Below are 22984 nucleotides of genomic sequence, written 5' to 3'. Positions count from 1 at the left end.
TCGGGGGGCAGCGAACGAATGTGAGCGTGGGGGCTAATCATCACGTGGCTCCTTGCGTGCCGAGCGTGTCTTCGGCTTCCTCGCGTTCATCGTCGGCGGGCACCGACGTGCCCTTGTCGAGTTCGGCCGGCACGTCGAGATCGACCGGCACCGCGGGGAACGCGCCGCCTTCCGAACGGAAGCGCTTGAGCTGGTAGACCCACGCGAGCACTTCGGCGACGGCCGAGTACAGCGAGCCGGGAATCTCGCGTTCGATTTCGACGTTGTGATACAGCGCACGCGCGAGCGGCGGCGCCTCGAGCAGCGGCACGTTGTGCTCGGCCGCGAGTTCGCGGATGCGCGCGGCGACGAGGTTCACGCCCTTCGCGACGACCTTCGGTGCGCGCATCTCGCCGTCCGTGTATTGCAGCGCGACGGCGAAGTGCGTCGGGTTCGTGACGACCACGTCGGCCTTCGGCACGGCCGCCATCATCCGGCGGCGCGCGATCGCGCGCTGCTGCTGGCGGATCCGTCCCTTCACGTGCGGATCGCCTTCGTTCTCGCGATGCTCGCGCTTCACTTCTTCCTTCGTCATGCGCAACTTCTTGTTGTACTGCCAGATTTGGTAAGGCACATCGAGCGCGGCGACCACCAGCATCCCGGCGACCGTCGTGCCGCAGCACACGGCGACGAGATGCAGCGCGTCGGGCAGCGCCGCGCCGAGCGGCTGCGTCGCGAGGCCGAGCAGCTCGTCCTTGCTGCGCCAGATCGCGATGCCGCCGATCCCGCCGACGACGAGCGTCTTCGCGAGCGACATGCCGAGCTGGATCGGCCCCTGGATCGAGAAGATCCGGCCGAGGCCCGAGATCGGGTTCAGGCGGTCGAACTTCAGTTCGAAGGTTTTCTGCGAGATCAGCCAGCCGCCGAGCGCCATCGGCGCGAGCAGCGCCGCGACGCCGGTGAGCACGAGGATCGGCAGCAGCGCGGCGAAGCCTTCGAGGCTCGCGCTGCCGGCCGCCGACAGCATCCGGTTCGTGTCGAACGCGGTCGCGCGGTCGAACGTGAACGCGCCGCGCAGCATCGCCTGCAGATGCGCACCCGACGGGCCCGCGAGCAGCCATGCACCGTAGAACCCGGCCGCGAGCAGCGCGAACGAAGCCAGTTCGCGCGAACGCGCGACCTGCCCCTCCTCGCGCGCCTTCTCGCGGCGCCTGGGAGTGGCGGCTTCGGTCTTGTCGAGATCGCTCTCGTCTGCCACGGGGCCTCCAGTCGGGTACGGCGGAATGCCGCTTTCCAGTGACACCGATTATTCATGGAGGCGTCAAACGCCGATCGGTCGAGCAAAGCCGGGAAAGGGGGGTATTTCGGGGAATCGGGCGAGCCGGTGCGAACGAGGCTGGATGGGGACGGAGCGGCGCGCGACGGGGTGCGATGCGGCGGAAAAACGCGGCGATCGGCGCAACGGTGGAGCGAGGTTTCCGGCAAGGTTCCCGGACGGGACGGTGGCGGAGTGAAACGGGGAACGGTGAAGCGGAGAAAACGGGGAAGTCAGGCCCCGACGCGACGGCGTCGCGTCGGGGCAGGCGGCGCTCAGACCGCCGGGATCGGATCCGAGCCGAAGCGGTTCGGGCCTGCGGTGCCGCGCGAGCACATCCACACGAGCAGCAGAATGGGGCCGACGACCGGAATGAGCCCGAGCAGCAGGAACCAGCCCGAGCGGCCCGTATCGTGCAGGCGGCGCACGCTGACCGCGATGCCCGGAATGATCAGCGCCAGCGAAATCAGGAAGATCGCGCCCAGCAGCAGCAGCGCGATCAGGCCCGCGTCGCGGCCGATCGCGCCGATCACCTGCGCGGCGATCGAAAGAATGCAGCTCAGCAGCGCGAAATACCAGTATTCGGCACGACGCGCACGGCCTTCGAATTTCGCGTATTGATTGAGTACGGAACGAACAGCCTCGGAAAAATTCATTTTATTACCCTCCTGTTTTATATTTACGACCCCGGAAACAACGCGGGAATTATATGTTCGAATTTCGACAGGCTCCATCTCTTTTCGCATGCCGGCCAGGCGAAACCCCGTCGCACCGGCTCTGGAACGGCTGTCATAGCGTAATGCGGCTCCGCCGGCTTGCATGCCGCGTCATTTTAATAATCTTGAAGACCTGACAGAAACCATACCCTCGGATAATCCGGCGTTTGATTACAACCGAATGAATCCCGACGCGATCGATAATCGATCCAGGCGTGCGGCATTCGATTTACCGGCCGATCGGCATGACGCGAGCGCGCCGGTCGCGCCACCCTTCGCCATTCCCGATCCCGCTCGCATCGCATCGTGTTCCGTCATCCGCTCGCTCCGCTGCTGTCGCTCGCCTGCGCGCTCGCCGCCGGCTGCGCGGGCACGCCCGGTACGCCCGACCTGCCGCCCGGTGCGCAGGCGCCGGGCGCGCCGCATCCCGGCACGATCGTCGTGCGCTATGCGTGGAACGGGTCGACGCAAACCTGGCGCGCACCGGATGTCGCCGCGAGCTTCGCGTTCCGCTGTTTCGACGCGCATGGCCAACCGGCGGAACGCGCTCGCGCGGCCTGGTGCGTGCCGGTCGTCGAGATCGAATCGGTGTCGGTCGATGCGGGCGGGCGCGCCGTCGCGCCGGCCGCCGCCGCGCGCATCGAAAGCACCGCGTACGGGCCCGGCCGCCACTTTCTCGACCATACGACGGCGGTAAGCGCCGGCCTCCGGCCTGGGCCCTAACCGGCCGCCGCCCGCTGCAGCGCGCCGAGATCGAGCTTCTTCATCGTCATCACCTGCGCCATCACACGCTCGGCGCGCGCCGGATCGCCCGTCATCAGTTCGGACATCTGCGCGGGCACGACCTGCCACGACACGCCGAAGCGGTCGCGCAACCAGCCGCACTGCTGCGCACGCTCGTCGCCGCCTTCGGACAGCCGCGCCCAGTAGCGGTCGATCTCGTCCTGGTCGCGGCAGTTGACGACGAACGATACGGCCGGCGTGATCTGGAACACGGGGCCGCCGTTCAGCGCGACGAACGCCTGCCCGTCGAGCTCGAACGCGACCGTCATCACCGTGCCCTCGGCCTGTCCGGACGCGTGCGCGCCGGCCTTGCCGTAGCGCGCGACGTGCACGATGCGCGCGTTGTCGAACACCGACACGTAGAAACCGGCGGCCGCCTCGGCGTCGCGGTCGAACCACAGGAACGGCGTGATGCGTTGTATGCGCGGGCTCATGACGCTGCCTCCTCGATGTCGTGCCGGCACCGGTGCCGGTCTTACATCGTAGGCGCTGCGCGCACACACGGCGGCGATCCGATCCGTAGTGCGCGCGCAACCTCCGGATAAAAAAGGGGGCGATCGCTCGCCCCCTCTTTGCTGCCTGCGGCCGTGCCGCGTCAGAACGCGACGAAAGGCGCCGCGCCGCCGCTCGAGCGCTTGTCCATCCCGAAGTAGATCGTCTTGCCGTAGAAGTGCGGCATGCCGATGTCGAGCCATCCGGACGAACCGAACGGGCCCGCGATGTCGTTGAACGCGAACGTCGACGCGTTCGAGAACAGCGTATCCGCGTTCGCGACGGGCATCGACACGGTGCCGCTCGCGCTGTTCTGGCCGGTCAGCGTCGCCGTATAGGTGGTCGTCGAGGACGGGCAGTAGAACTGCGAGTTCCTCGAACAGACCGTCTGCGCCGAATCGTTGAAGAAATACGCGTTCGAACCGGTATCGAAGAAAGCCGTCACCGTGCTGCCGAGGAACGACGCGCTGACGTCGCCCGTCGTGGTCGACGTCATGACGGTCGACGCGCCGAGCCCGTTGTTGCCCTGCGTGCCGATCCCGAAGATCAGCAGGCCCGTCGCGCTGGCCTGCCCGCTGCTCGAGACGTTCGGCATCTGCACGATCACGCCGTTGTTGTCGTTCGCGAAATGATGAACCGGGTTGGCCACCTGCTGCGCGACCGGCACGAGCGCGACCGCACAGCTCGCATTGCCGTTCGGGCACGCGTAGTAGTTGTTGCTCGACGACGTCGACGTCGCGCAGGTCGTGCCGCAGTCGACCGGCGCCGGCCCGATGCCGAGGATCCCGTTCGCGCCGAGCGCGCTCGCCGAGTTGGCCGACGCGCCGCCGTTCGTGCACGAGGTCGGCACGCTCGTCGTGCCGAGGTCGCCGATGATCTGCACGGGCAGCGAGTTCGCCTGTTCGGTGCCGATCGACAGGTCGACCGTGCGCACCGAGCCCCACGTGTAGCTCGACACGAACTTGCCGCACTCGGCGACCGGCGCGCCGCCGCTCGTCACCTGCGGCAGGTTGCCGAGCACGCCCGACACCGCGCTGCCGACGAGCCGCAGCCCGTAGGATGCGGTATCGACGAGCACGTTCTTGACCACCTGGCAGTTCGACGTGCCCGGCACGCAGACCTTCACGTTGACGGTCGGGATGTTGATCACGTTCGCGACGCCGGTGCCGACGGTGATGACGGCCGTATTCGCGGTATTGCCGTCCGACACGCTCGAGCCGTTGCCGTTACCGTTACTGCCGCCGTTGTTGCCGGAGCTGCCGCCGTCGTCGCCGCCGCCGCATGCCGTCACGAGCACGGCGGTCGCGGCCGCGAGGCCCAGCACGCCGAGCCAGCGCTTGAATGTACGAGGAATTCTCAAGATCGCTCTCCCGCTGTCACTGGATGTCGTTGCCGGCGAGGCCGGCAGGCAGTGCCGCCGGCAGCCACGCCTGGCCCGAGAAGGCGCCCATGTGGCCGCCCGTCCGGATCACGAGGCCGCTGGTGTCGACGGACACGGGCGCGCGCCAGCCGTGCGCCGCATGCGCCGCCTGGACGCCGGCGGTGTACTGCGGGAAATAGCTGCCGAGCAGCGACGCGAGATCCGGCATCGTCGGCCCGCGCCATGCGAGACCGAACACGCTGCCGGCGGCCGACGTGTATTCGTGGATGACGGTGCCCGACCCGAGCGTGATCTCGCGGACGGTATAGGCGGCCGTGCTCGTCTGCACGCCATCGGCCGAACGCATCGCGCGCTGCATCGCACGCACGGTTGCAGCCCGATCGTCCGCCGGCGGCGACATCGGCGCGCCGCCCAGTTCCGCGTGTGCGTGGACGGTCCACAGCACACCCATTGCAGCCGTCGCGTGTGCGACGGCCCAGCCCAAGCGTTTCAGCTTCACGTTCCCCCCCAAGGGACTGGCTTCGTTGCCGGCGGCACAGCCATCGTGCCCGCGCCGCCGGTCAACATATGAAATCGTACGAATGACGCTCCATTACTGCTGACGCGTAGTATGCCTGCTGAGTGTGTCGAAGTGTCAATTCGACGCAGCCCGAACAGGGTGCGCGCGTGCACGGCGAGCGTGGGAAAACGTGGCGGGAACGGCGTGACGCGCGCATCGGACGGCCCCGCGAAACGGAGCGCGCCGATGCACTGCAGCAAGCTCAAAAGCCCAGGCTCGCGAGCAGGTCGTCGACCTGTCCCTGGTCCTGGACCACGTCGGACTTGCCTTCCGGCGCGATCTGCGGGCCGTTCAGCAGCGACTCCGGGCTGCCGGTCGAGCTCATCTGCTCGGCCGCGAGCGCGGCCGCGGTGGCCGCGAACTGCTCGCGCCGCTCGGGCGCGATGTTCTCGACGAGCACGGTGAGGAGCTGCTGCTCGATCAGGTAGACCATGTCCATGATCTTCTTGATCACCTGCCCGGTCAGGTCCTGGAAATCCTGCGCGAGCATGATCTCGAGCAGCTGCGCGCTGGTCGCCGACGTCGACTCGGGCAGCGTGCGCAGGAACGTGCGCGTATCGTCCATCAGCTCGCGCACTTCCGCGTGCTCGATCGGCGCCGCGTACCACTGCGCCCAACGCGCGTCAAGCGCCTCAGCCTCGTTCTGGATGCGCTCCTGCATGGGCTTCGCGACCTCGATCGCGTTCAGCACGCGCACCGCGGCCTGCTCGGTCATCGTCGCGACGTAGCGCAGCCGGTCGCGCGCATCGGGCACGGCTTCCGCCGCGCGCTCGACATGCTTGTCGAGCCCGAGCTCGCGCATCGAATCGCGCAGCGCGCGCGTGACCTGGCCGATGCGCGCGAGAATGCGGTCGCTCGCGAGATCGGCGCCTTCGGGGTGGCTGTCGGCACTGAACCCCGCGCCGGCGAGCGCCGCATGGATCGGCTCGTTCACGTCAGCTCCCGGTCTTCGCCATCTTGTCGATGATCTTGTTCAGCTTCTCGTCGAGCGTCGCGGCCGTGAACGGTTTCACGACGTAGCCGCTCGCGCCCGCCTGCGCGGCCGCGATGATGTTCTCCTTCTTCGACTCGGCCGTGACCATCAGCACCGGCAGGTGCGTGAGCGTCGCGTCCGCGCGGATTTCCTTCAGCATCGCGAGGCCGTCGAGGTTCGGCATGTTCCAGTCCGAGATCACGAATTCGAAGCCGCCGCCGCGCAGCCGCGCGAGACCGGCCGCACCGTCCTCCGCTTCGTCGACGTTCGTGTAGCCCAGTTCCTTGAGCAGGTTGCGGACGATCCGGCGCATCGTCGGGAAATCGTCCACCACCAGGATTTTCATGCTCTTGTCCATCGTCGTTCCTTTCCAGATTCGTTTCCGTCAGGACGCGTATCGTGGCACGCGCCCCGTGACATTCCATTCACACGCGCTGCACGCGGTCGCCCATCGTCGCCAGTCGCGCCATCACGCGGCGGCTCATGTCGGCGAGCGGCACAACCTCGTCCGCACCGCCGAGCGCGATCGCCTCGCGCGGCATCCCGAACACGATACAGCTCGCTTCATCCTGCGCGAACGTGTAAGCGCCCGCGCGTTTCATTTCCAGCAGGCCGGCCGCGCCGTCGCGGCCCATCCCGGTGAGGATCACGCCGATCGCGTTCTTGCCCGCGTGCGTCGCCGCCGAGCGGAACAGCACGTCGACCGACGGGCGGTGACGGTTCACCGGCGGCTCGTCCGACAGCTGCGCGATGTAGTTCGCGCCGCTTCTCGCGAGCAGCAGGTGCGCATGGCCCGGCGCGATGTACGCGTGGCCCGGCAGCACGCGCTCGCCGTGCTCGGCTTCCTTCACCGCGATCCGGCACAGGCCGTTCAGCCGCTGCGCGAACGATTTCGTGAAGCCGGGCGGCATGTGCTGCGCGATCAGCACCGCCGGCGCATCCGGCGGCAGCGGCGTCAGCACTTCGCGGATCGCCTCGGTGCCGCCCGTCGACGCGCCGATGATGATCAGCTTCTCGGTACTGACGAGCGGGTTGTTGATCATCGGCGCGGCCGCCTGGCTGTCCGCCGTGCGCGCGGCGGCCTGCGGCTGCGGCGCCTGGCGCACGCGTGCGCGCGACGCCGCGCGGATCTTGTCGGCGAGCTTTTCCGCGTAGTCGAGCATCCCGTCGCGAATCCCGACGCGCGGCTTGGTGACGAAATCCACCGCGCCGAGCTCGAGCGCGCGCAGCGTGATCTCCGAGCCGCGCTCGGTCAGCGACGACACCATCACGACCGGCATCGGCCGCAGGCGCATCAGCTTCTCGAGGAAGTCGAGCCCGTCCATGCGCGGCATTTCGACGTCGAGCGTGAGCACGTCGGGGTTGTGCTGCTTGATGAGCTCGCGCGCGACGATCGGATCGGGTGCGGTCGCACACACCGCCATGTCGGGCTGGCTGTTGATGATCTCCGTCATCAGGCTGCGGATCAGCGCCGAATCGTCGACGCACAATACTTTGATCTTCTGCACTGCGGTCATGCCTCCTGCTTTTTCGATAGGTTCCCCGCGTACGCGCTTCCGGCGCCCGGGCTCCCGGCATATGGGTTCGCCGCCCGCACGCCGCCGGCACTGCCCGCGCCGGTGCCGCCCGGGCTCGCGCTGCGCGCGCCGAACAGTTCGATGCGCGGGCGCGCCGGCTGCGGCGCGGCCGGCCGCTTCGCCGCGAACAGCTCGACGTGCGCGCGCGGCCGTGCGGCGCGCTCGGCCTCGCGCGCGAGCGCGGCTTCGCGCTCGGTGACGCCAGGCACCTGCAGCCGCAGCTTCTTCACCATCGCGCGCCCCGTGTGCGGCATGAACGCGACCTTGCGCGGGTGCACGCCCTGCAGGTCTTCCGCCGTGATGCGGATGCGCTCGAGCGCGAGGTAGCGGCGCACGAAATCCGCGTTGCGATCGCCGATGTTGATGGTCGTCATCCCGGCCAGCACGGCCGCGCCGCCGAACACCTTCGCCTCGATGCGCTCGCGGCGCCCGCCGGCCTTGATCAGCTCGTTGATCAGCACTTCCATCGCATACGCACCGTAGCGCATCGATTCCGACGCGGCCGCGCCCGGATCGGTGCCGTCGTCGGGCAGCATGAAGTGGTTCATCCCGCCGATGCCCGCGTACGGGTCGTGCAGGCACGCGGCGACGCACGAGCCGAGCACGGTCATCAGCACCATGTCCTCGGACGTCGTGTAGAACTCGTTCGGCAACAGCTTCACGCCGGGACGGCCGAAGTGGTTGTCGAAATAGCGATTGGTCGCGATCGGCAGTGCGCTCATCCGCGATCTCCATAGGCGGGCGCGGCGTCCGCGGCCCGTGCGGGCACGCGCGACGGCATGGCGGCCGCCGCGGGCGCCTGCGCGCCACGCGGCCGCGCACCCTGCGCGGCGTCGCGCGTCAGTTCGTACACCGTCTGCCCGCGCAGGCGGAACGCCTGCGTGACGTACGTGAAGTTTTCCGAATGGCCGGCGAACAGCAGCCCGCCCGGCTTCACGAGCGGCTCGAAGCGCGACAGCACCTGCCCCTGCGTCGGCTTGTCGAAATAGATCATCACGTTGCGGCAGAAGATCGCGTCGAACGGCTTCGCGATCCCGTAGTCCGCATCGGTCAGGTTCAGCTGCTCGAAGCGGATCATCGCGCGCAGCTCGGGACGCACCTTCACGCGGCCGGCCTGCGCGCCCGTGCCCTTCAGGAAAAAGCGCTTCAGCCGCTCGGGCGACAGGTGCTTGACCTGGTCGTACGTATAGATGCCGGCTTCCGCCTTCGCGAGCACCTGCGTGTCGAGATCGGTCGCGAGGATCGACGCGCCGCGCGCCGCCGATTCGCCGAGCGCCTCGATCAGCGTGATCGCGATCGAGTACGGCTCCTCGCCGGTCGACGCCGCCGAGCACCATACCGACACGGGCGCCGGCCGCCCCTTCACGAACTCCGACAGGATCGGGAAGTGATGCGACTCGCGGAAGAACGCGGTCAGGTTGGTCGTCAGCGCGTTGGTGAACGCCTCCCACTCGAGCGGATCGTCTTCCTGCTCGAGCAGGTCGAGGTAGTCGCGGAACGTGTCGAGGCCGCGCGCGCGCAGCCGCCGCGCGAGACGGCTGTACGCCATGTCGCGCTTGTGCTCGGACAGCGAGATCCCCGCGCGTTGGTGGATCAGCGCGCGGATGCGGGCAAAATCCGCGCCGGTGAACGCGAAGTCGCGCCCCGGCTCGCCCGCGCGAGGCGAGGCATCCGGTGCATCGGGTCGAAACGGCGCGCGCGCGTTCGGCATGGCTTAGAAGGTCTCCCAGTCGTCGTCGGACGTGCCGGCCGCGGCCAGCGCCGGCTTCTCGCCGTTCAGCGCGGGGCGCACGAGCGCGGGCTTCGCGGCCGGCTTGTCCGCCGGGGCGGCGGCCGACTTCGCGAGACGCGGCCCGTAGCCGCCTGCAGCGGCGCCGCGGGACGCGGGTGCTTCCTTCTGCGTGCGCGCATCGGAGTCCGCCGCGCGCTTCGCTTGGCTTGCGCCCGCCGCCGACGTGGCCGCATGCGACCCCGGCGCGGCGCGCCGTGCCGGTTGTGCCGCCGCCTGCGGCGCCGGCAGCGCGGCGACCGGCGCCGCGTCGCGACGCGGCTCCGACGGCAGTGCCGGCACGCTCGCCGAACCATGCGCGCCCGGCCGCGCGACGCCGCGCGCCGGCGCGAGCACGATGCCGCCCGTCACGCGCCAGCCCGACACGATCGCCTTCATCTGGCGCGTCTGCTCCTCGAGCGACGCGGCCGCGGCCGCTGCCTGCTCGACGAGCGCCGCGTTCTGCTGCGTGACCGAATCCATCTGGCTGACTGCACGGTTGACCTGCTCGATGCCGGTCGACTGCTCTTCCGACGCGGCGCTGATCTCGCCCATGATGTCGGTCACGCGGCGCACGGCCTGCACGATCTCGTCCATCGTCGAGCCCGCGCGCGCGACGAGCGCCGACCCGCTGTCGACCTTCTCGGCCGAATCGCCGATCAGCTGCTTGATTTCCTTCGCGGCGCTCGCGCTGCGCTGCGCAAGCGAGCGCACCTCGCCCGCGACCACCGCGAAGCCGCGGCCCTGCTCGCCCGCACGCGCGGCTTCGACCGCCGCGTTCAGCGCGAGGATGTTGGTCTGGAACGCGATGCCTTCGATCGTGCCGATGATGTCGACGACCTTGCCCGAACTCGTCGCGATGTCCTGCATCGTCGACACGACCTGGCCGACCACCTCGCCGCCCTGCGTCGCGATGTCCGACGCGTTCACCGCGAGCTGGCTCGCCTGCCGCGCGTTCTCCGCGTTCTGCCGCACGGTGCCCGTCAGCTGCTCCATGCTCGATGCGGTTTCCTGCAGCGACGCGGCCTGCTCCTCGGTGCGCTGCGACAGGTCGATGTTGCCGGTCGCGATCTCGCGCGCGCCGACGTCGATCGATTCGGTGCCGCGATGCACGGACTGCACCATCGTCGTGACGGCGTCCTGCATCCGCTTGATGCCGCCGAACAGGCGGCCCATCTCGTTCGTGCTGGACACGTTCACCGGCTGCGTGAGATCGCCGCCGGCGATCCGCTCGAAGTGCGCGATCGCGTCCTCGAGCGGCTTCACGATCAGCCCGCGCATCGCGAAGCGGATCGCGATCACGACCACGAACGCAATCGCGATGCCGGCCGCGATCAGCGCGACCATCAGCGAGATCTGCGACTGCGTCGCGGCACGGCGCTCTTCCGCGCGCTTCTGCAGCGACGCGATCACGGCCGCCGCCGTCTGGTCGAACGCGACGAACAGCGGGCTGATCTTCGCGTCGGCAATCGCGTGGTACGCCGCCATGTCGCCCGCGCGCGCCGCGGCAAATTCGGGCTCGACGCCTTCCTTCATGATCGTCGTGTAGCGGGCGGTGAGCTCGTCGAGGAGCGCCTGCTCGACACCGAGCTTCGGCAGCGACTGGAACGCCTGCCAGTTCTGGTTCGACTTCGCATACAGCTCCTGCGCCCGGTCGAGCACCTTCGCCGCCTCGGCCGCATTGCCGGCTTCGGTCAGCGTACGGAAGCGGTCGAGCGCAACGCGTGAGCGCAGCAGGTGCGCGGCCGTGTCGTCCAGCGTGTGGATCGCCGGCAGGTCGACGTGCGCGATCTCATCGAGCGAACGACTCGCGTGATTGAGCGCGTAGAGGCCGAGCCCGCCGACCGCGGCGGCCAGGCACACGAGGATGAGTCCGACCGCCGTCAGCGTCGTGCGGATCGACCAGTTATGCAACATTGCAGATTCTCCCGAAATTCCTGCGCGCGCGGCGCGCTTACCCGCCGAGTGTCTCGATCAGCGCCATTTCACGGCTCGACATCAGCTTCTCGATGTCCATCAGGATCAGCATCCGGCCGTCGACCGTGCCGAGGCCCGTCAGGTACTCGGTCGTCAGCGTCGCGCCGAATTCCGGCGCCGGCATGATCTGGTCGGTCTGCAGCGTCAGCACGTCCGACACGCCGTCGACCACCATCCCGACCACGCGGTGCGCGACGTTCAGGATGATCACGACGGTCTGGTGGTCGTACTCGACGCGGCCGAGATGGAACTTGATCCGCATGTCGACGATCGGCACGATGATGCCGCGCAGGTTGATCACGCCCTTGATGAAGTCCGGCGCGTTCGCGATGCGCGTGACGCTGTCGTAGCCGCGGATTTCCTGCACCTTCAGGATGTCGATCCCGTATTCCTCGTCGCCGAGCGTGAACACGAGGAATTCCTGGCCCGTCGCGTCGCCTTGCGCCGCGTCGCGGCGGCCGGTTGTCGCATTGGCCGCGTTCGCCGCGGCCGGATGAATCATTTGGACTTCAGCAGACACGTTTGCCCCCAATCGGTTGAATGGCGAGAGTCAGAACATCGCGAGCTCGGCGCCGGCTCGGGCGCCGTGCGTCGCACGGGTTTCTCGGTTCAGCGCCGCGACGTCGACGATCAGCGCGACGCTGCCGTCGCCGAGGATGGTCGCCGCCGAGATGCCGTGCACCTTGCGATAATTGGTTTCGAGGTTCTTCACGACCACCTGCTGCTGGCCGACCAGTTCGTCGATCAGCATTGCGAAGCGGCGCCCCTCGGTTTGCATGATCGTGACGATCCCCTGCGTCGGGTCGGTGCGCGCGTCCTCGACCGAGAACACCTCGTGCAGTGCGACCAGCGGCAGGTATTCGCCGCGCACGCGCACCACGCGCTCGCCGTTGCCGACCGTGTAGATGTCGTCGATCGACGGCTGCAGCGACTCCATCACGAAGTTCAGCGGCAGGATGAAGATCTCGCTGCCGACCTTCACCGACATCCCGTCGAGGATCGCGAGCGTCAGCGGCAGCACGATCCGCGTGGTCGTACCGCGGCCGGCCTGCGACGTGATCTCGACGTGGCCGCCCATCGACTGGATGTTGCGCTTCACGACGTCCATCCCGACGCCGCGGCCCGACACGTCGGTCACCGTCTCGGCGGTCGAGAAGCCCGGCGCGAAGATCAGCTGCCAGACTTCGTCGTCGCTGATGTTGTCGGACACCGGCATGCCCTGCTTCGCGGCCTTCGCGAGGATCCGCTCGCGGTTCAGGCCCGCGCCGTCGTCGCTGACCTCGATCACGATGTTGCCGCCGTGATGCGCGGCCGACAGCACGAGCTGGCCGACCGCGTCCTTGCCGGCGGCGACGCGCTTGTCGACGGTTTCGATCCCGTGGTCGAGGCTGTTGCGCACGAGGTGCGTGAGCGGGTCGATGATCCGTTCGATCAGGCTCTTGTCGAGCTCGGTCGCCTGGCCGAACGTGACGAGCTCGACCTGCTTGCCGAGCTTGCCGGCGAGGTCGCGCACGAGCCGCGGGAAGCGGCTGAACACGTAGTCCATCGGCATCATGCGGATCGACATCACGGCTTCCTGCAGGTCGCGCGCGTTGCGCTCGAGCTGCGCCATCCCGTTGAACAGGCGGTCGTGCAGCGCCGGATCGAACGCGCTCGCGGTCTCCGCGAGCATCGCCTGCGTAATCACGAGCTCGCCGACGAGGTTGATCAGCTGGTCGACCTTCTCGACGCCGACGCGGATCGAGCTGCCTTCGGCGCCCGATGCGGCCGCGGCGGCCGGGCGCGGGCGCTTGTCGTCGTGATGCGCGGCGGCCTGCGCCGCATGTTCGGCCTGCGGCCGTTGGGGTTGCTGCGGCGGTTGCGTTGCCGCGGCCGGCTCGACGGCTGCGGGAGCGGGAGCCGGTGCCGGTGCGGCCGGTTGCGGCGCGGCGGCCTGCGGCGCGAATACCTCGACCCGCGCGGCGGGTTGCGCGGCGGCAGCCGGTTCGGCGGCCGGTGCAGCGGCGTCCTGCGCGGCAGCCGGTGCCGCCGGCGCGGCCGGCGCCGTGCCGTGCGCGATGCGGATCTGGCTTTCGTCGATCACGAAGCAGCACACCGCGACGATGTCGTCGGACGGCACGTCCGATTCGAGCCACAGCGTCAGGTCGGCGCCCGCTTCCTCGCGGCCGACGATCCGGCCGAGGTTGCCGAGTTCTTCGCTGAGCAGTTCCCGGTCCTTCGCGTCGACGCCCGCCAGCGTGATCTTCAGGTGCGGGCCGTCTTCGCCCGCGTCGGCCGCCGGATGCGCGGCCGCGACGGCCTGCTCGACCACATGATCGGGCGCGCGATCGCCGCCGCCGGCGGGCTCCGCGGTCGGTGCGGCCGGGGCAGCCGGGGCAGCCGGTGCGGCAGCAGCGGCGACCGGCGCGGCAGGCGCGGCCGCGCCGCTCTCGGCCTTCAGCCGTTCGAGCTTCGCGCAGATCGTCGCGGCGGCTGCCGCGTCCGGTTCGGCGCTCGCGCGGTAGTCGACGAGCTGGTCGGACAACACGTCCTTGGTCTCGAGGAACGCGTCGATCATCTCCTTGGTCAGCGTCAACTCATGGTTGCGCGCGCGGTCGAGGAGCGATTCGAGGATGTGCGTCGTATCGGTCAGCGCGGAAAAGCCGAACGTCGCCGCGCCGCCCTTGATCGAATGCGCGGCGCGGAAGATCGCGGCCAGGTCTTCGGGGTCGGGCGAGTCGACGTCGAGGTTCAGCAGAAGCTGCTCCATCTGCGCGAGCAACTCGTCCGCTTCGTCGAAAAAGGTCTGGTAGAACTGCGTGATATCGAGAGTCATGCCCGGTCACCGGTTGGATTCGTCGCGTTCATTTCAGGAGGCAGCCGGCTCGGACAGCGTCGCGACCAGGTCGACCAGCACGACCGGATCGATCGGCTTCTCGATCCAGCCGGTCGCGCCCGCGTCGCGCGCGGCGTCCTTGAAGGCATCGCTGCCTTCGGTCGTCAGCACGAGGATCGGCGTGTTCGCATACGCGGTCAGCTTGCGCAGCGCGGCGATCACCTCGAGCCCGTTCTTGCGCGGCATGTTCTGGTCGGTCAGCACCAGGTCGTACGGCGCGGTCGCGGCCATGTCGAAGCCGGCTTCGCCGTCCGGCGCCACCGTCACGTCGTAGCCGGCCTGCGCAAGCGTTGCCTGCAGCAGCGCACGCATGGTCGCGGAGTCGTCGATGGCGAGAATGGTTCGGATCATGTCTGTCTCGGAATCTCGGGAACGTCAGGGTTTCGGCGCCGCGGCGGCGGCGCTCGCGACCGCCGGACGCGCGGCCGGCACCGGGCCGGCGAGCTGCTGCGCGAGCAGCTTCGAGCCCGCCGCGTCGGCCGACAGCGTCGTGGTCGTCGCGTCGTCGCGCATCAGCGCTTCTTCGGATTTGCGGTTCAGCACGATCACGCTGATCCGGCGGTTTTCCGGATCGAGCGGGTCGGCCTTGTTCAGGTTCTGCGTCGACGCGAGGCCGAGCACGCGCAGCACTTTCGCCTCGTCCATGCCGCCGGAAATCAACTCGCGGCGCGACGCGTTCGCACGGTCGGCCGACAGTTCCCAGTTGCTGTAGCCGCCCTCGCCGCCTGCGTACGGCACGGCGTCGGTATGGCCCTGGACGATGATCCGGTTCGGCACGTCGTTCAGCGTCTTGCCGATTTCGCGCAGGATGTCGCGCATGTACGGCTCGACGTGGTCGCTCGACATCGCGAACATCGGCCGCTTCTGCGTATCGACGATCTCGATGCGCAGCCCCATCAGCGTCGAGTCGATGCGGATCTGCTGCTTGAACTGGCGCAGCGTCGGGTTGGCCTCGATCGCGGCCATCAGCTTGATCTGCAGGTCGTGCAGGCGCGCCTGCTCGAGCCGCTCGATCGCGCCCTGCGCCTGCGCTTGCGCATGCTCGTCGACCGGCTTCGCGACGCGCTCGGCGAGCGACGTCGTGCCGTCGGTGCGGCGCAGCGTGCCGGCGTCGGTGCTCGACAGGTCGCGGCCGCCGCCGTTGATGATGCTCGAGTCCTGCGAGTTGCGGTCGCCGCTGCCGAACAGCGCGGCCTTCAGCGGCGTGTTGAAGTATTCGGCGATCCCCTTCAGCTGCACCGGCGTGACCGAGCTCAGCAGCCACATCAGCAGGAAGAACGCCATCATCGCGGTCATGAAGTCCGCGTACGCGAGCTTCCATGCGCCGCCGTGGTGGCCCTTCTTCGCCGGGGCCACCCGCTTGACGACGATCGCGCGATCCTTGCTCTTGCTCATTGGTCGCTCCGCGTCACTTCGCCTTCACGCGGCGCACGTGCTCTTCGAGCTCGGAAAACGACGGCCGCTCGGTCGAGAACAGCACCTTCCGGCCGAACTCGACCGCGATCGCCGGCGCATAGCCGTTCAGCGTCGCGAGGATCGTCACCTTGATGCACTGGAACATCTTGGTCGACTCGGCGACGCGCTGCTCCGCGAGGCTCGCGAGCGGCCCGATCAGCCCGTACGACAGCAGGATCCCGAGGAACGTGCCGACCAGCGCCTGCGCGATCATCGCGCCGAGCACCGCGGGCGGCTTGTCCGCGGACGCCATCGTGTGCACGACGCCCATCACGGCCGCGACGATGCCGAACGCCGGCATCGCGTCGCCGACGCGCATCAGCGCGTGCGCGGGGCCTTCGCCTTCCGAGTGGTGCGTCTCGATCTCCTCGTCCATCAGGCTCTCGATCTCGAACGCGTTCATGTTGCCGCCCACCATCAGGCGCAGGTAGTCGGTCAGGAATTCGACGATGTGGTGATCGGCGAGGATCTTCGGGTATTGCGTGAAGATCGGGCTCTTTTCCGGATCGTCGATGTCGGCCTCGAGCGTCAGCGTGCCTTCCTTGCGCGCCTTCGCGAGCAGCACGTACAGGAGCGCCATCAGCTCCATATAGACGTCCTTCGTGTATTTCGAGCCCTTGAAGAGCGTCGGCAGCACGCGCAGCGTGGCCATGATGGTCTTGCCACCGTTGCCGAGGATGAATGCGCCGACGCCGGCGCCTACGATCATCAGGATCTCGATGGGCTGGATCAGGGCGCCCAGATGCCCGCCTGCCAGCGCATAACCGCCGAAGACCGACAACAGCGTCACGAGTGTTCCCACGATAATCAGCACTGCCTGTCCCTCATGAAAGACCGGCGGGAAGATCGCCGTTAAACAGGTTTACGGCAGTCGGCAGGAAAACTTTCGCGGCCGCCCGGCGGCGGCCCGACGGTGTTTACCAGCAGTCGGCAGACGGTTCGCGCGGCCCGCGGCAGCCGCTCGCGCCCCGCCCGGCCCTGCCCGGCGCTCAGGCCGCGGCGGCGGCCAGTTCGGCGCGCGCGGCGGCGGCCTTGCGGGTCTTGCCCGCGCGCGACGGCGGCTGGCACAGGCCGCAGACGAAACCTTGATGCGGATCATGCGCATGCGCGACGAAGTGGCCGCCGCAGCGCGTGCACGGGGTCATCTGCAGCATCCCCGAATCGAAGAAGCGCACGAGCGTCCACGCGCGCGTGAGGCTCAGCGCGGCCTCGTCGCCGGACAGGTTCACGTGCTCCTGATAGAGCCGGTACGCTTTCACGATCGACTGGATCGGCTCGCAGCGGCCGTGGTCCTGCATGAACCGGTAGATGTTGTAGAACAGCGACGAGTGGATGTTCGGCTGCCACGTCATGAACCAGTCGGTCGAGAACGGCAGCATCCCCTTCGGCGGCGACACGCCCTTCAGTTCCTTGTACAGCTTGATCAGACGGTCCCGCGACAGGCTCGTCTCCGCCTCCAGCAACTGCAGCCTGGCGCCCAGTTCGATCAGTTCGATGGCGAGGGTGATTTCCTTCACCTCGATCACGACGCTTTTGCTTGCCATGGTGATAACTGTCCGCTTGACGTGGTTCGGATGGATGGCCAATACGCTGCCGGCCGGCGCGGCACGCCGGGACAAACGCAAGGCGGGATGGATCAGCGGACGCCTTCGACCTGCTGCCCGGCCATCAGGATGGCCGAGTGGGCATGCGCGACGACATCGCTGCGGCCCTTGTCGGCGAGCGACGACAGCAGCGCGTGATCGTCGAAGCGGAAGCGGCACAGCATCTGGTTCGACGCGGCGAGCTTCACGGTCTGTGCGAGCGTGAGGTTCGCGAGCACGTCGGCAAGTTCCTGGGAAATTCCCATGCGGAACATGCCCATCGCCTTGTCTTCCCGCAACAGGCGTTGCGCGAGGAGGAGGTACGACAGGTTGACCTCTTTGATCTCACTGAGCATTTCGCTGGTAGCGCTCATGATTCCCCCGTTAAAGAGCTTTGCTTTGGCCATTCGTGTTATGACAACGTTTGCTCGATCAGGGCGCACCTGGCGCTCAGTCGGCTCGTTTATATTCTTACAGGGCGAATTTTGGCCAAACGGCATTTATGTCGGTATCAGCGAAGTGGCGTATGCCGCGCAGGATTTGTCTGTAAACCGTGTAGGAATTTTTCCGACAAGGCGAATTGAAAGGAGGCAATCGGGAAAGCGGGTGACGGCGCGAATTCGGCCGAGATGGGCCCGATGGCCGCCGCGCAATGGCGGAAGGCTTGCCGGCAAGGCCGCCGACAATCGGATCGGTAAAAATTATAGTGGTTTTTCACGATGGCGCAACAATAGTTGATTCTGTCTCGATTTATGTTTTCCCGCCCTTTTTCTCGGGGTTTTTGCGTATTTCATCGTGTAACAAGCCTTAAGTGTTTGAAAAAACACTCGAACCCCTCAGGCCGATACCGATAATGGACTCCAATGGGCGGCGGCGCGAGCCGTGCCGGCCCGCCCCGCAGCTTGCCGTCCGGCGCCCCGCGCACCCCGCCCAGGGCCCGGCCACGTACCGCCAACAGCGTGCGTCGGCGAGTTCCGCAACCTTGTAGGGGATCCGCATCGGCGCCGCAGCGCCCACACGGATCGACATCGGAGAACATCCATGCGAATTGCCCAGATCGCGCCCCTTTACGAAGCCGTCCCGCCGAAACTCTACGGCGGCACCGAGCGTGTCGTGTCCTACCTCACCGAGGCGCTCGTCGAACTCGGGCACGACGTGACGCTGTTCGCCAGCGGCGACTCCGTCACGTCGGCCCGCCTCGAGGCGGCCTGGCCGCGCGCACTGCGGCTCGACCCGTCGATCCGCGATTCGATGGCGCCCCACATGCGGCTCCTTGAGCAGGTCGCCCGCGTCGCACATGAATTCGACGTGCTGCACTTCCACCTCGACTACCTGCCGTTCCCGCTGATGTCGCGCCTCGACACGCCGTACGTGACGACGCTGCACGGCCGCCTCGACCTGCCGGAGCTGCAGCCCGTGTTCGACTCGTTCCCGGACGCGCCGGTCGTGTCGATCTCGAACAACCAGCGCAAGCCGCTGCCGCAGGCCGCGTGGGCCGGCACCGTGTACCACGGGCTGCCCGACACGCTGCTCACGCCGCAGCCGGGCGTGAAGCCCGAATACCTCGCGTTCCTCGGCCGGATCTGTCCCGAAAAGCGCGTCGACACGGCGATCCGGATCGCCGCGCAAAGCGGGCTGCCGCTGAAGATCGCCGCGAAGGTCGACAAGGCCGACGCCGACTACTTCAAGGAAGTGATCGAGCCGCTGCTCGGCCAGGCACACGTCGAATTCATCGGCGAGATCAACGAAGCGCAGAAGCCCGCGTTCCTGTCCGGTGCGAAGGCGCTGCTGTTCCCGATCGACTGGCCGGAACCCTTCGGCCTGGTGATGATCGAGGCGATGGCTTGCGGTACGCCGGTCGTCGCGTTCAATCGCGGCTCGGTGCCGGAAGTGATCGAGGACGGCGTGACCGGCTTCATCGTCGAGGACGTGCAGGGCGCGGTCGGCGCCTTGCACCGGATCGACAGCCTGTCGCGCACCGCGATCCGCGAACGTTTCGACACGCGTTTCAGCTCGAAGGCCATGGCGCAGCGTTATGTCGAGACTTACGAATCGCTTTGCACGGCGACCAGGCAACCGGCATTGCGCCGGGTCGCAGGCGCCTGACGCGGAAATCCGCGCGGAAATATTCCGTAAAATCCGCGCCGAAATCGGCGCGCAAAACCGCAAAGCAAAAGAGCCGCATCGACGATGCGGCTCTTTCTTTTTGGCTTTCAGTCATTCGATCAGGAATCGATCGCGGTTTTTCCCGGCGATCCAATTCGGCGGCTTGCCGCGCCCGCTCCAGGTCGCACCCGACTTCGGATCACGGTATTTCGGGGGCAGCGGCGCCTTCTTCGGCGGGCGGCCGCGCCGCGCCCGCTCCGCGAAGCCCAGGTCCTGGGCCGTCAGGCCGTATTCGGCAATCATTCGCTGAACGTCGGCAATCACCGCCGCCACTTCCTGGCGGCGTACGTCGTCCGCCTGGGCCTGCAGATCGGCGATCTGCGCCTTGAGTTTCGCGTATTGAGACATTTTTTCGACTCCCTTTTCGATGATGCGGCCCCGGCGAATCCGACCGGGACACAAACATCCGTTACGCCATCCGCACTGCCGCCCTACCCTTCGAAATAAATACTGTCATCTTTAACCAATTCGGCTATATCGAGAATGCGGGCTTATTCTAATAAAAGGCATTCGTCAGCCATTCAAATTTAACAATCGTTGACCCTCCCGGACCCGATTCATTTCCTATAATCCAGACCAATTCCGGGCGACGGAATAAATCCGTCGTGTCGACCGGTTGTCTTCAATCCACTTGGACGAGGTCCTTACATGAATCTTTCTCAGCGTCTCGCTGCAGAGGTATTCGGCACGTTCTGGCTGGTGCTCGGCGGGTGCGGAAGCGCCGTGCTGGCCGCCGCCTTTCCGGGCCTCGGCATCGGCTTTGCCGGCGTCGCACTTGCCTTTGGCCTGACCGTGCTGACGATGGCATTCGCAATCGGCCACATTTCGGGTTGCCACCTGAATCCGGCGGTGAGCGTCGGCCTGACGGTTGCCGGGCGTTTCCCGGCACGCGATCTCGCGCCGTACATCGTCGCGCAGGTTGTCGGCGCGACGCTCGGCGCGTTCGTGCTGTACCTGATCGCGACCGGCAAGCCGGGCTTCGACGTCGTCGGCAGCGGCTTTGCGACGAACGGCTTCGGCGAGCGCTCGCCCGGCCACTACTCGCTGGCTGCGGCGTTCATCTGCGAAGTCGTGATGACGGGCTTCTTCCTGTTCGTGATCCTCGGCGCCACCGACAAGCGCGCGCCGGCCGGCTTCGCGCCGATCGCGATCGGCCTGTGCCTGACGCTGATTCACCTGATCTCGATTCCGGTCACCAACACGTCGGTGAACCCGGCGCGCTCGACCGGCCCGGCGCTGTTCGTCGGCGGCGACGCGATCGGCCAGCTCTGGCTGTTCTGGGTGGCACCGCTGATCGGCGCGGTACTCGCCGGGATCATCTACCCGCTGGTCGCGGGGCGCGACGACGCCGTCGACCTGCTGCCGGCATCGGCTCGCACAAGCGAATAAAACACTACGGGGTCACGCGAGCAGAACAGCGAGCCTCACGCTGTCGAAGAACATCGAGGCAGGCAATTTCGACGGGCGCCCCTGGCGCCCGTTTTTCATTGCCGCGCGGGAAGCACGCTCGGGTTGTTCGCTCAGGAAGCAGCGACGTTGTCCTCGAGCGAGAACAGCGTGCGCAGGTGGCGGGCGACGCCCGCATCGAAGTTGTTGCCGATTCGCGGGATGTGCGGCAGCCGCGCGACCAGGTCGGGATTTGCGTTGTTCATCATGAACGCGTGGCCGGCGGTTTCGAGCAGGTCGATGTCGTTCATGTTGTCGCCGAACGCGATGCAGTGACCGGTATCGACGCCGAGCCGCGCGAGCACCGTGCGCAGCGCACGGCCCTTCGACACGTTCGCGGTCATCACTTCCAGACAGTCGGGCAGCGAGTACGTGACGTACAGCGCATCGCCGAACCGCACGCGCATCTGCTCGGCGACGAGCGCCAGATCGGCCGGTTCGCCGATATACAGCACCTTCGCGATATCCGCGCCGTCGTGCGCGGGCATGTCGATCACGTCGTACCGGAAGCCCGAATCCTGGTGGAATTCGAGCAGGTGCGGTGCATCGCGGTCGATCAGCCAGCCCTGGTCGGTGAACAGGTTGACGATCACGCGGCCATGCGTGCCGACGACGTCCGGCTGCACGAGGCCGCGGACGATCGCGGGATCGATGTCCTGCGCGTGGATCGTCGTGTCGTCCGGCGCATGCACGCGCGCGCCGTTCGACGTGATCAGGTACGGCCGGATGCCGAGCACGTCGCGAATGCCCGCGACGTCCGCGTAATGGCGCCCGGTGGCGATCACGAACTGCAGGCCGTCGCGCTCGAGCCGGCGGACGGTATCGATCGTGTACGGATCGAGCTGGTGGTCGCTGTTCAGCAGGGTACCGTCGAGATCGGTGGCGATGACTTTGTACATGGGACGGAAGAATGGCGCTCAGGGCTCTGCGGAACGGCCATTCTAACGTCGCGCCCGGCTGCGCGCCGGACGGTTCCCGGTCAGGCGCCGCCTTCGGCGCCGCTGCGGCGCGCCGTCAACCCGCGTCAGACACGTTCAGCCACATTCAAGCACCTTCCGCCGCCCGCAGCGCCTGCAGCGCGAGCCGCAGCGCGCCGTGCGCCGAATCGTCGAGCGGCGCGCGCAGCCGCGCGGCGTGGCGCGCCGGCACGGCCGGCGCGAGCGCATCCGCGAGCCCGCCGCACAGCGCGACCGGCAGCGCCTGCTGCGGATCGAGCGCATCGATCATCTTGCCGATCTCTTCGCCGGCCTGCGCGATCAGCGCGCCCGCGACCGGGTGCGAGCGGTGCGCGAACACGACCGGCGCGAGCCGCGCGTAGATCGTCTGGTTCGCATCGCACGACCACTGGACGAGCGCGTCGCGATCCTGCGCGCCCGTTTCCGCGAGCAGCGCGTCGGCGAACGCGTCGCGCGGCACGCGGCCGTCGAGCGCCTGTTGCGCATATGCGAGCGCACGCACGCCGAGCCACGCGCCGCTCGCCTCGTCGCCGGACGGAAAGCCGAAGCCGCCCGCGATCCGGCATACGCCGCCCGCATCGAGCGCCGCCGCGATGCTGCCGGTGCCCAGCGCGACGATGAGCCCCGGCGCGCCGCCGTGCGCGCCGACGACGGTCGTATACGCGTCGCTCTCGATTGCGAGCGCGCCGAGCGGCGCCTGCGCGCGGAACGCGGCGAGCCATGCCGCATTGTTGACGCCTGCGAGCCCGCAGCCGAGCGCGCATTGCGGCCAGTCGAACGCAAAGCCGGCCTGCGTGAACGCATCCGCGCAGGCTGCGCCGATCGACGCCCACGCACGCTCGATGCCGAGACCGAGCCCCGACGGGCCGCCGCGCCCCTGCGCGAGCTCGCGCCCGTGCCGGTCGGCCAGCACCGCGCGCGTACCCGTGCCGCCGCCGTCGATGCCGATCGCAAAAAGTAATGTCGCCATGCCTTCATCCCGC

Annotated in this window: 24 protein-coding genes; 3 read left to right on the top strand and 21 right to left on the bottom strand. The window is 67.8% G+C overall.

The genetic code is table 11. The features are described from left to right. Nucleotides 1–40: 40 nt before the first annotated feature. Together flhB and MRS60_RS01020 are read right to left on the bottom strand one after the other, a co-directional pair. On the bottom strand, nucleotides 41–1237 hold the full coding sequence (flhB, locus tag MRS60_RS01025; protein ID WP_034183912.1) for a flagellar biosynthesis protein FlhB: 1197 nt from the start codon (nucleotides 1235–1237) through the stop codon (nucleotides 41–43). 332 nt (nucleotides 1238–1569) lie between these two features. Continuing rightward, complete coding sequence (locus MRS60_RS01020) at nucleotides 1570–1950, bottom strand: DUF805 domain-containing protein (protein WP_034183911.1); 381 nt, start codon at nucleotides 1948–1950, stop codon at nucleotides 1570–1572. Between the two features lie 366 nt (nucleotides 1951–2316). On the opposite strand from MRS60_RS01020, the gene MRS60_RS01015 reads away from it, so the two are divergent. Next, the gene (locus MRS60_RS01015; RefSeq protein WP_243565099.1) at nucleotides 2317–2733 is read left to right on the top strand and encodes a hypothetical protein; all 417 of its coding nucleotides are present in this window, start codon (nucleotides 2317–2319) and stop codon (nucleotides 2731–2733) included. Here the strand turns inward: MRS60_RS01015 and MRS60_RS01010 are convergent. The 16 genes from MRS60_RS01010 to flhD form a co-directional block, all read right to left on the bottom strand. Further along, on the bottom strand, nucleotides 2730–3227 hold the full coding sequence (locus MRS60_RS01010; protein ID WP_217590141.1) for a VOC family protein: 498 nt from the start codon (nucleotides 3225–3227) through the stop codon (nucleotides 2730–2732). The two genes, MRS60_RS01015 and MRS60_RS01010, sit on opposite strands and share 4 nt — an antisense overlap. 161 nt (nucleotides 3228–3388) lie before the next feature. After that, nucleotides 3389–4645 carry a DUF3443 domain-containing protein gene (locus MRS60_RS01005; RefSeq protein ID WP_243565098.1) on the bottom strand — a complete coding sequence of 419 codons (1257 nt, stop codon included), beginning with the start codon at nucleotides 4643–4645 and terminating at the stop codon, nucleotides 3389–3391. A gap of 16 nt (nucleotides 4646–4661) precedes the next feature. Beyond that, a complete protein-coding gene (locus MRS60_RS01000) occupies nucleotides 4662–5165 on the bottom strand; it encodes a DUF2844 domain-containing protein (RefSeq protein WP_034183907.1) in 504 nt (167 codons plus the stop codon). A gap of 262 nt (nucleotides 5166–5427) precedes the next feature. Beyond that, the gene (gene cheZ, locus MRS60_RS00995; RefSeq protein ID WP_243565097.1) at nucleotides 5428–6159 is read right to left on the bottom strand and encodes a protein phosphatase CheZ; all 732 of its coding nucleotides are present in this window, start codon (nucleotides 6157–6159) and stop codon (nucleotides 5428–5430) included. A gap of 1 nt (nucleotide 6160) precedes the next feature. Then, nucleotides 6161–6556 carry a chemotaxis response regulator CheY gene (gene cheY / locus MRS60_RS00990; RefSeq protein WP_034183905.1) on the bottom strand — a complete coding sequence of 132 codons (396 nt, stop codon included), beginning with the start codon at nucleotides 6554–6556 and terminating at the stop codon, nucleotides 6161–6163. 67 nt (nucleotides 6557–6623) lie between these two features. Beyond that, nucleotides 6624–7715, bottom strand: coding sequence for a protein-glutamate methylesterase/protein-glutamine glutaminase (locus tag MRS60_RS00985; RefSeq protein WP_034183904.1), 1092 nt, complete (start codon nucleotides 7713–7715; stop codon nucleotides 6624–6626). Further along, nucleotides 7712–8497, bottom strand: coding sequence for a chemoreceptor glutamine deamidase CheD (gene cheD / locus MRS60_RS00980; RefSeq protein ID WP_034183903.1), 786 nt, complete (start codon nucleotides 8495–8497; stop codon nucleotides 7712–7714). Before cheD ends, MRS60_RS00985 begins: the two co-directional genes overlap by 4 nt. Continuing rightward, a complete protein-coding gene (locus MRS60_RS00975; protein WP_034183902.1) occupies nucleotides 8494–9486 on the bottom strand; it encodes a CheR family methyltransferase in 993 nt (330 codons plus the stop codon). Before MRS60_RS00975 ends, cheD begins: the two co-directional genes overlap by 4 nt. 3 nt (nucleotides 9487–9489) lie before the next feature. Beyond that, nucleotides 9490–11460, bottom strand: coding sequence for a methyl-accepting chemotaxis protein (locus MRS60_RS00970; protein ID WP_243565096.1), 1971 nt, complete (start codon nucleotides 11458–11460; stop codon nucleotides 9490–9492). Between the two features lie 37 nt (nucleotides 11461–11497). Then, on the bottom strand, nucleotides 11498–12022 hold the full coding sequence (gene cheW / locus MRS60_RS00965; protein WP_034183900.1) for a chemotaxis protein CheW: 525 nt from the start codon (nucleotides 12020–12022) through the stop codon (nucleotides 11498–11500). Nucleotides 12023–12070: 48 nt separating this feature from the next. Further along, nucleotides 12071–14335, bottom strand: coding sequence for a chemotaxis protein CheA (gene cheA / locus MRS60_RS00960; protein WP_243565095.1), 2265 nt, complete (start codon nucleotides 14333–14335; stop codon nucleotides 12071–12073). A gap of 33 nt (nucleotides 14336–14368) precedes the next feature. Continuing rightward, complete coding sequence (locus MRS60_RS00955; RefSeq protein WP_034183898.1) at nucleotides 14369–14746, bottom strand: response regulator; 378 nt, start codon at nucleotides 14744–14746, stop codon at nucleotides 14369–14371. Between the two features lie 24 nt (nucleotides 14747–14770). Further along, nucleotides 14771–15790 carry a flagellar motor protein MotB gene (gene motB, locus MRS60_RS00950; protein ID WP_034183897.1) on the bottom strand — a complete coding sequence of 340 codons (1020 nt, stop codon included), beginning with the start codon at nucleotides 15788–15790 and terminating at the stop codon, nucleotides 14771–14773. Nucleotides 15791–15803: 13 nt separating this feature from the next. Beyond that, nucleotides 15804–16664, bottom strand: a complete 861-nt coding sequence (gene motA / locus MRS60_RS00945) for a flagellar motor stator protein MotA (protein ID WP_034183896.1) — start codon at nucleotides 16662–16664, stop codon at nucleotides 15804–15806. Nucleotides 16665–16839: 175 nt separating this feature from the next. Then, the gene (flhC, locus tag MRS60_RS00940; protein WP_011350591.1) at nucleotides 16840–17394 is read right to left on the bottom strand and encodes a flagellar transcriptional regulator FlhC; all 555 of its coding nucleotides are present in this window, start codon (nucleotides 17392–17394) and stop codon (nucleotides 16840–16842) included. Between the two features lie 92 nt (nucleotides 17395–17486). Next, a complete protein-coding gene (gene flhD / locus MRS60_RS00935; protein ID WP_011350590.1) occupies nucleotides 17487–17807 on the bottom strand; it encodes a flagellar transcriptional regulator FlhD in 321 nt (106 codons plus the stop codon). Between the two features lie 667 nt (nucleotides 17808–18474). On the opposite strand from flhD, the gene MRS60_RS00930 reads away from it, so the two are divergent. After that, nucleotides 18475–19539 carry a glycosyltransferase family 4 protein gene (locus MRS60_RS00930; protein ID WP_034183895.1) on the top strand — a complete coding sequence of 355 codons (1065 nt, stop codon included), beginning with the start codon at nucleotides 18475–18477 and terminating at the stop codon, nucleotides 19537–19539. Between the two features lie 111 nt (nucleotides 19540–19650). On the opposite strand, the gene MRS60_RS00925 is transcribed toward MRS60_RS00930, so the two are convergent. Next, nucleotides 19651–19947: an H-NS histone family protein gene (locus tag MRS60_RS00925; RefSeq protein WP_034183894.1), complete on the bottom strand. Its 297-nt coding sequence runs from the start codon at nucleotides 19945–19947 to the stop codon at nucleotides 19651–19653. Between the two features lie 300 nt (nucleotides 19948–20247). Here MRS60_RS00925 and aqpZ point away from each other — a divergent pair, with 300 nt between their 5' ends. Beyond that, nucleotides 20248–20988: an aquaporin Z gene (aqpZ, locus tag MRS60_RS00920; protein WP_034183893.1), complete on the top strand. Its 741-nt coding sequence runs from the start codon at nucleotides 20248–20250 to the stop codon at nucleotides 20986–20988. A 131-nt stretch (nucleotides 20989–21119) separates the two neighbouring features. Here aqpZ and MRS60_RS00915 read toward each other — a convergent pair whose 3' ends face one another. Together MRS60_RS00915 and MRS60_RS00910 are read right to left on the bottom strand one after the other, a co-directional pair. After that, nucleotides 21120–21944, bottom strand: coding sequence for a Cof-type HAD-IIB family hydrolase (locus tag MRS60_RS00915; protein WP_131948762.1), 825 nt, complete (start codon nucleotides 21942–21944; stop codon nucleotides 21120–21122). A 145-nt stretch (nucleotides 21945–22089) separates the two neighbouring features. After that, nucleotides 22090–22971, bottom strand: a complete 882-nt coding sequence (locus MRS60_RS00910) for a BadF/BadG/BcrA/BcrD ATPase family protein (protein WP_034183891.1) — start codon at nucleotides 22969–22971, stop codon at nucleotides 22090–22092. Nucleotides 22972–22984 lie beyond the last annotated feature (13 nt).

Origin of the sequence: Burkholderia pyrrocinia (assembly GCF_022809715.1) — a bacterium.
Lineage (GTDB): Bacteria > Pseudomonadota > Gammaproteobacteria > Burkholderiales > Burkholderiaceae > Burkholderia > Burkholderia pyrrocinia_C.
This window is presented reverse-complemented; position numbering and strand designations above follow the sequence as displayed.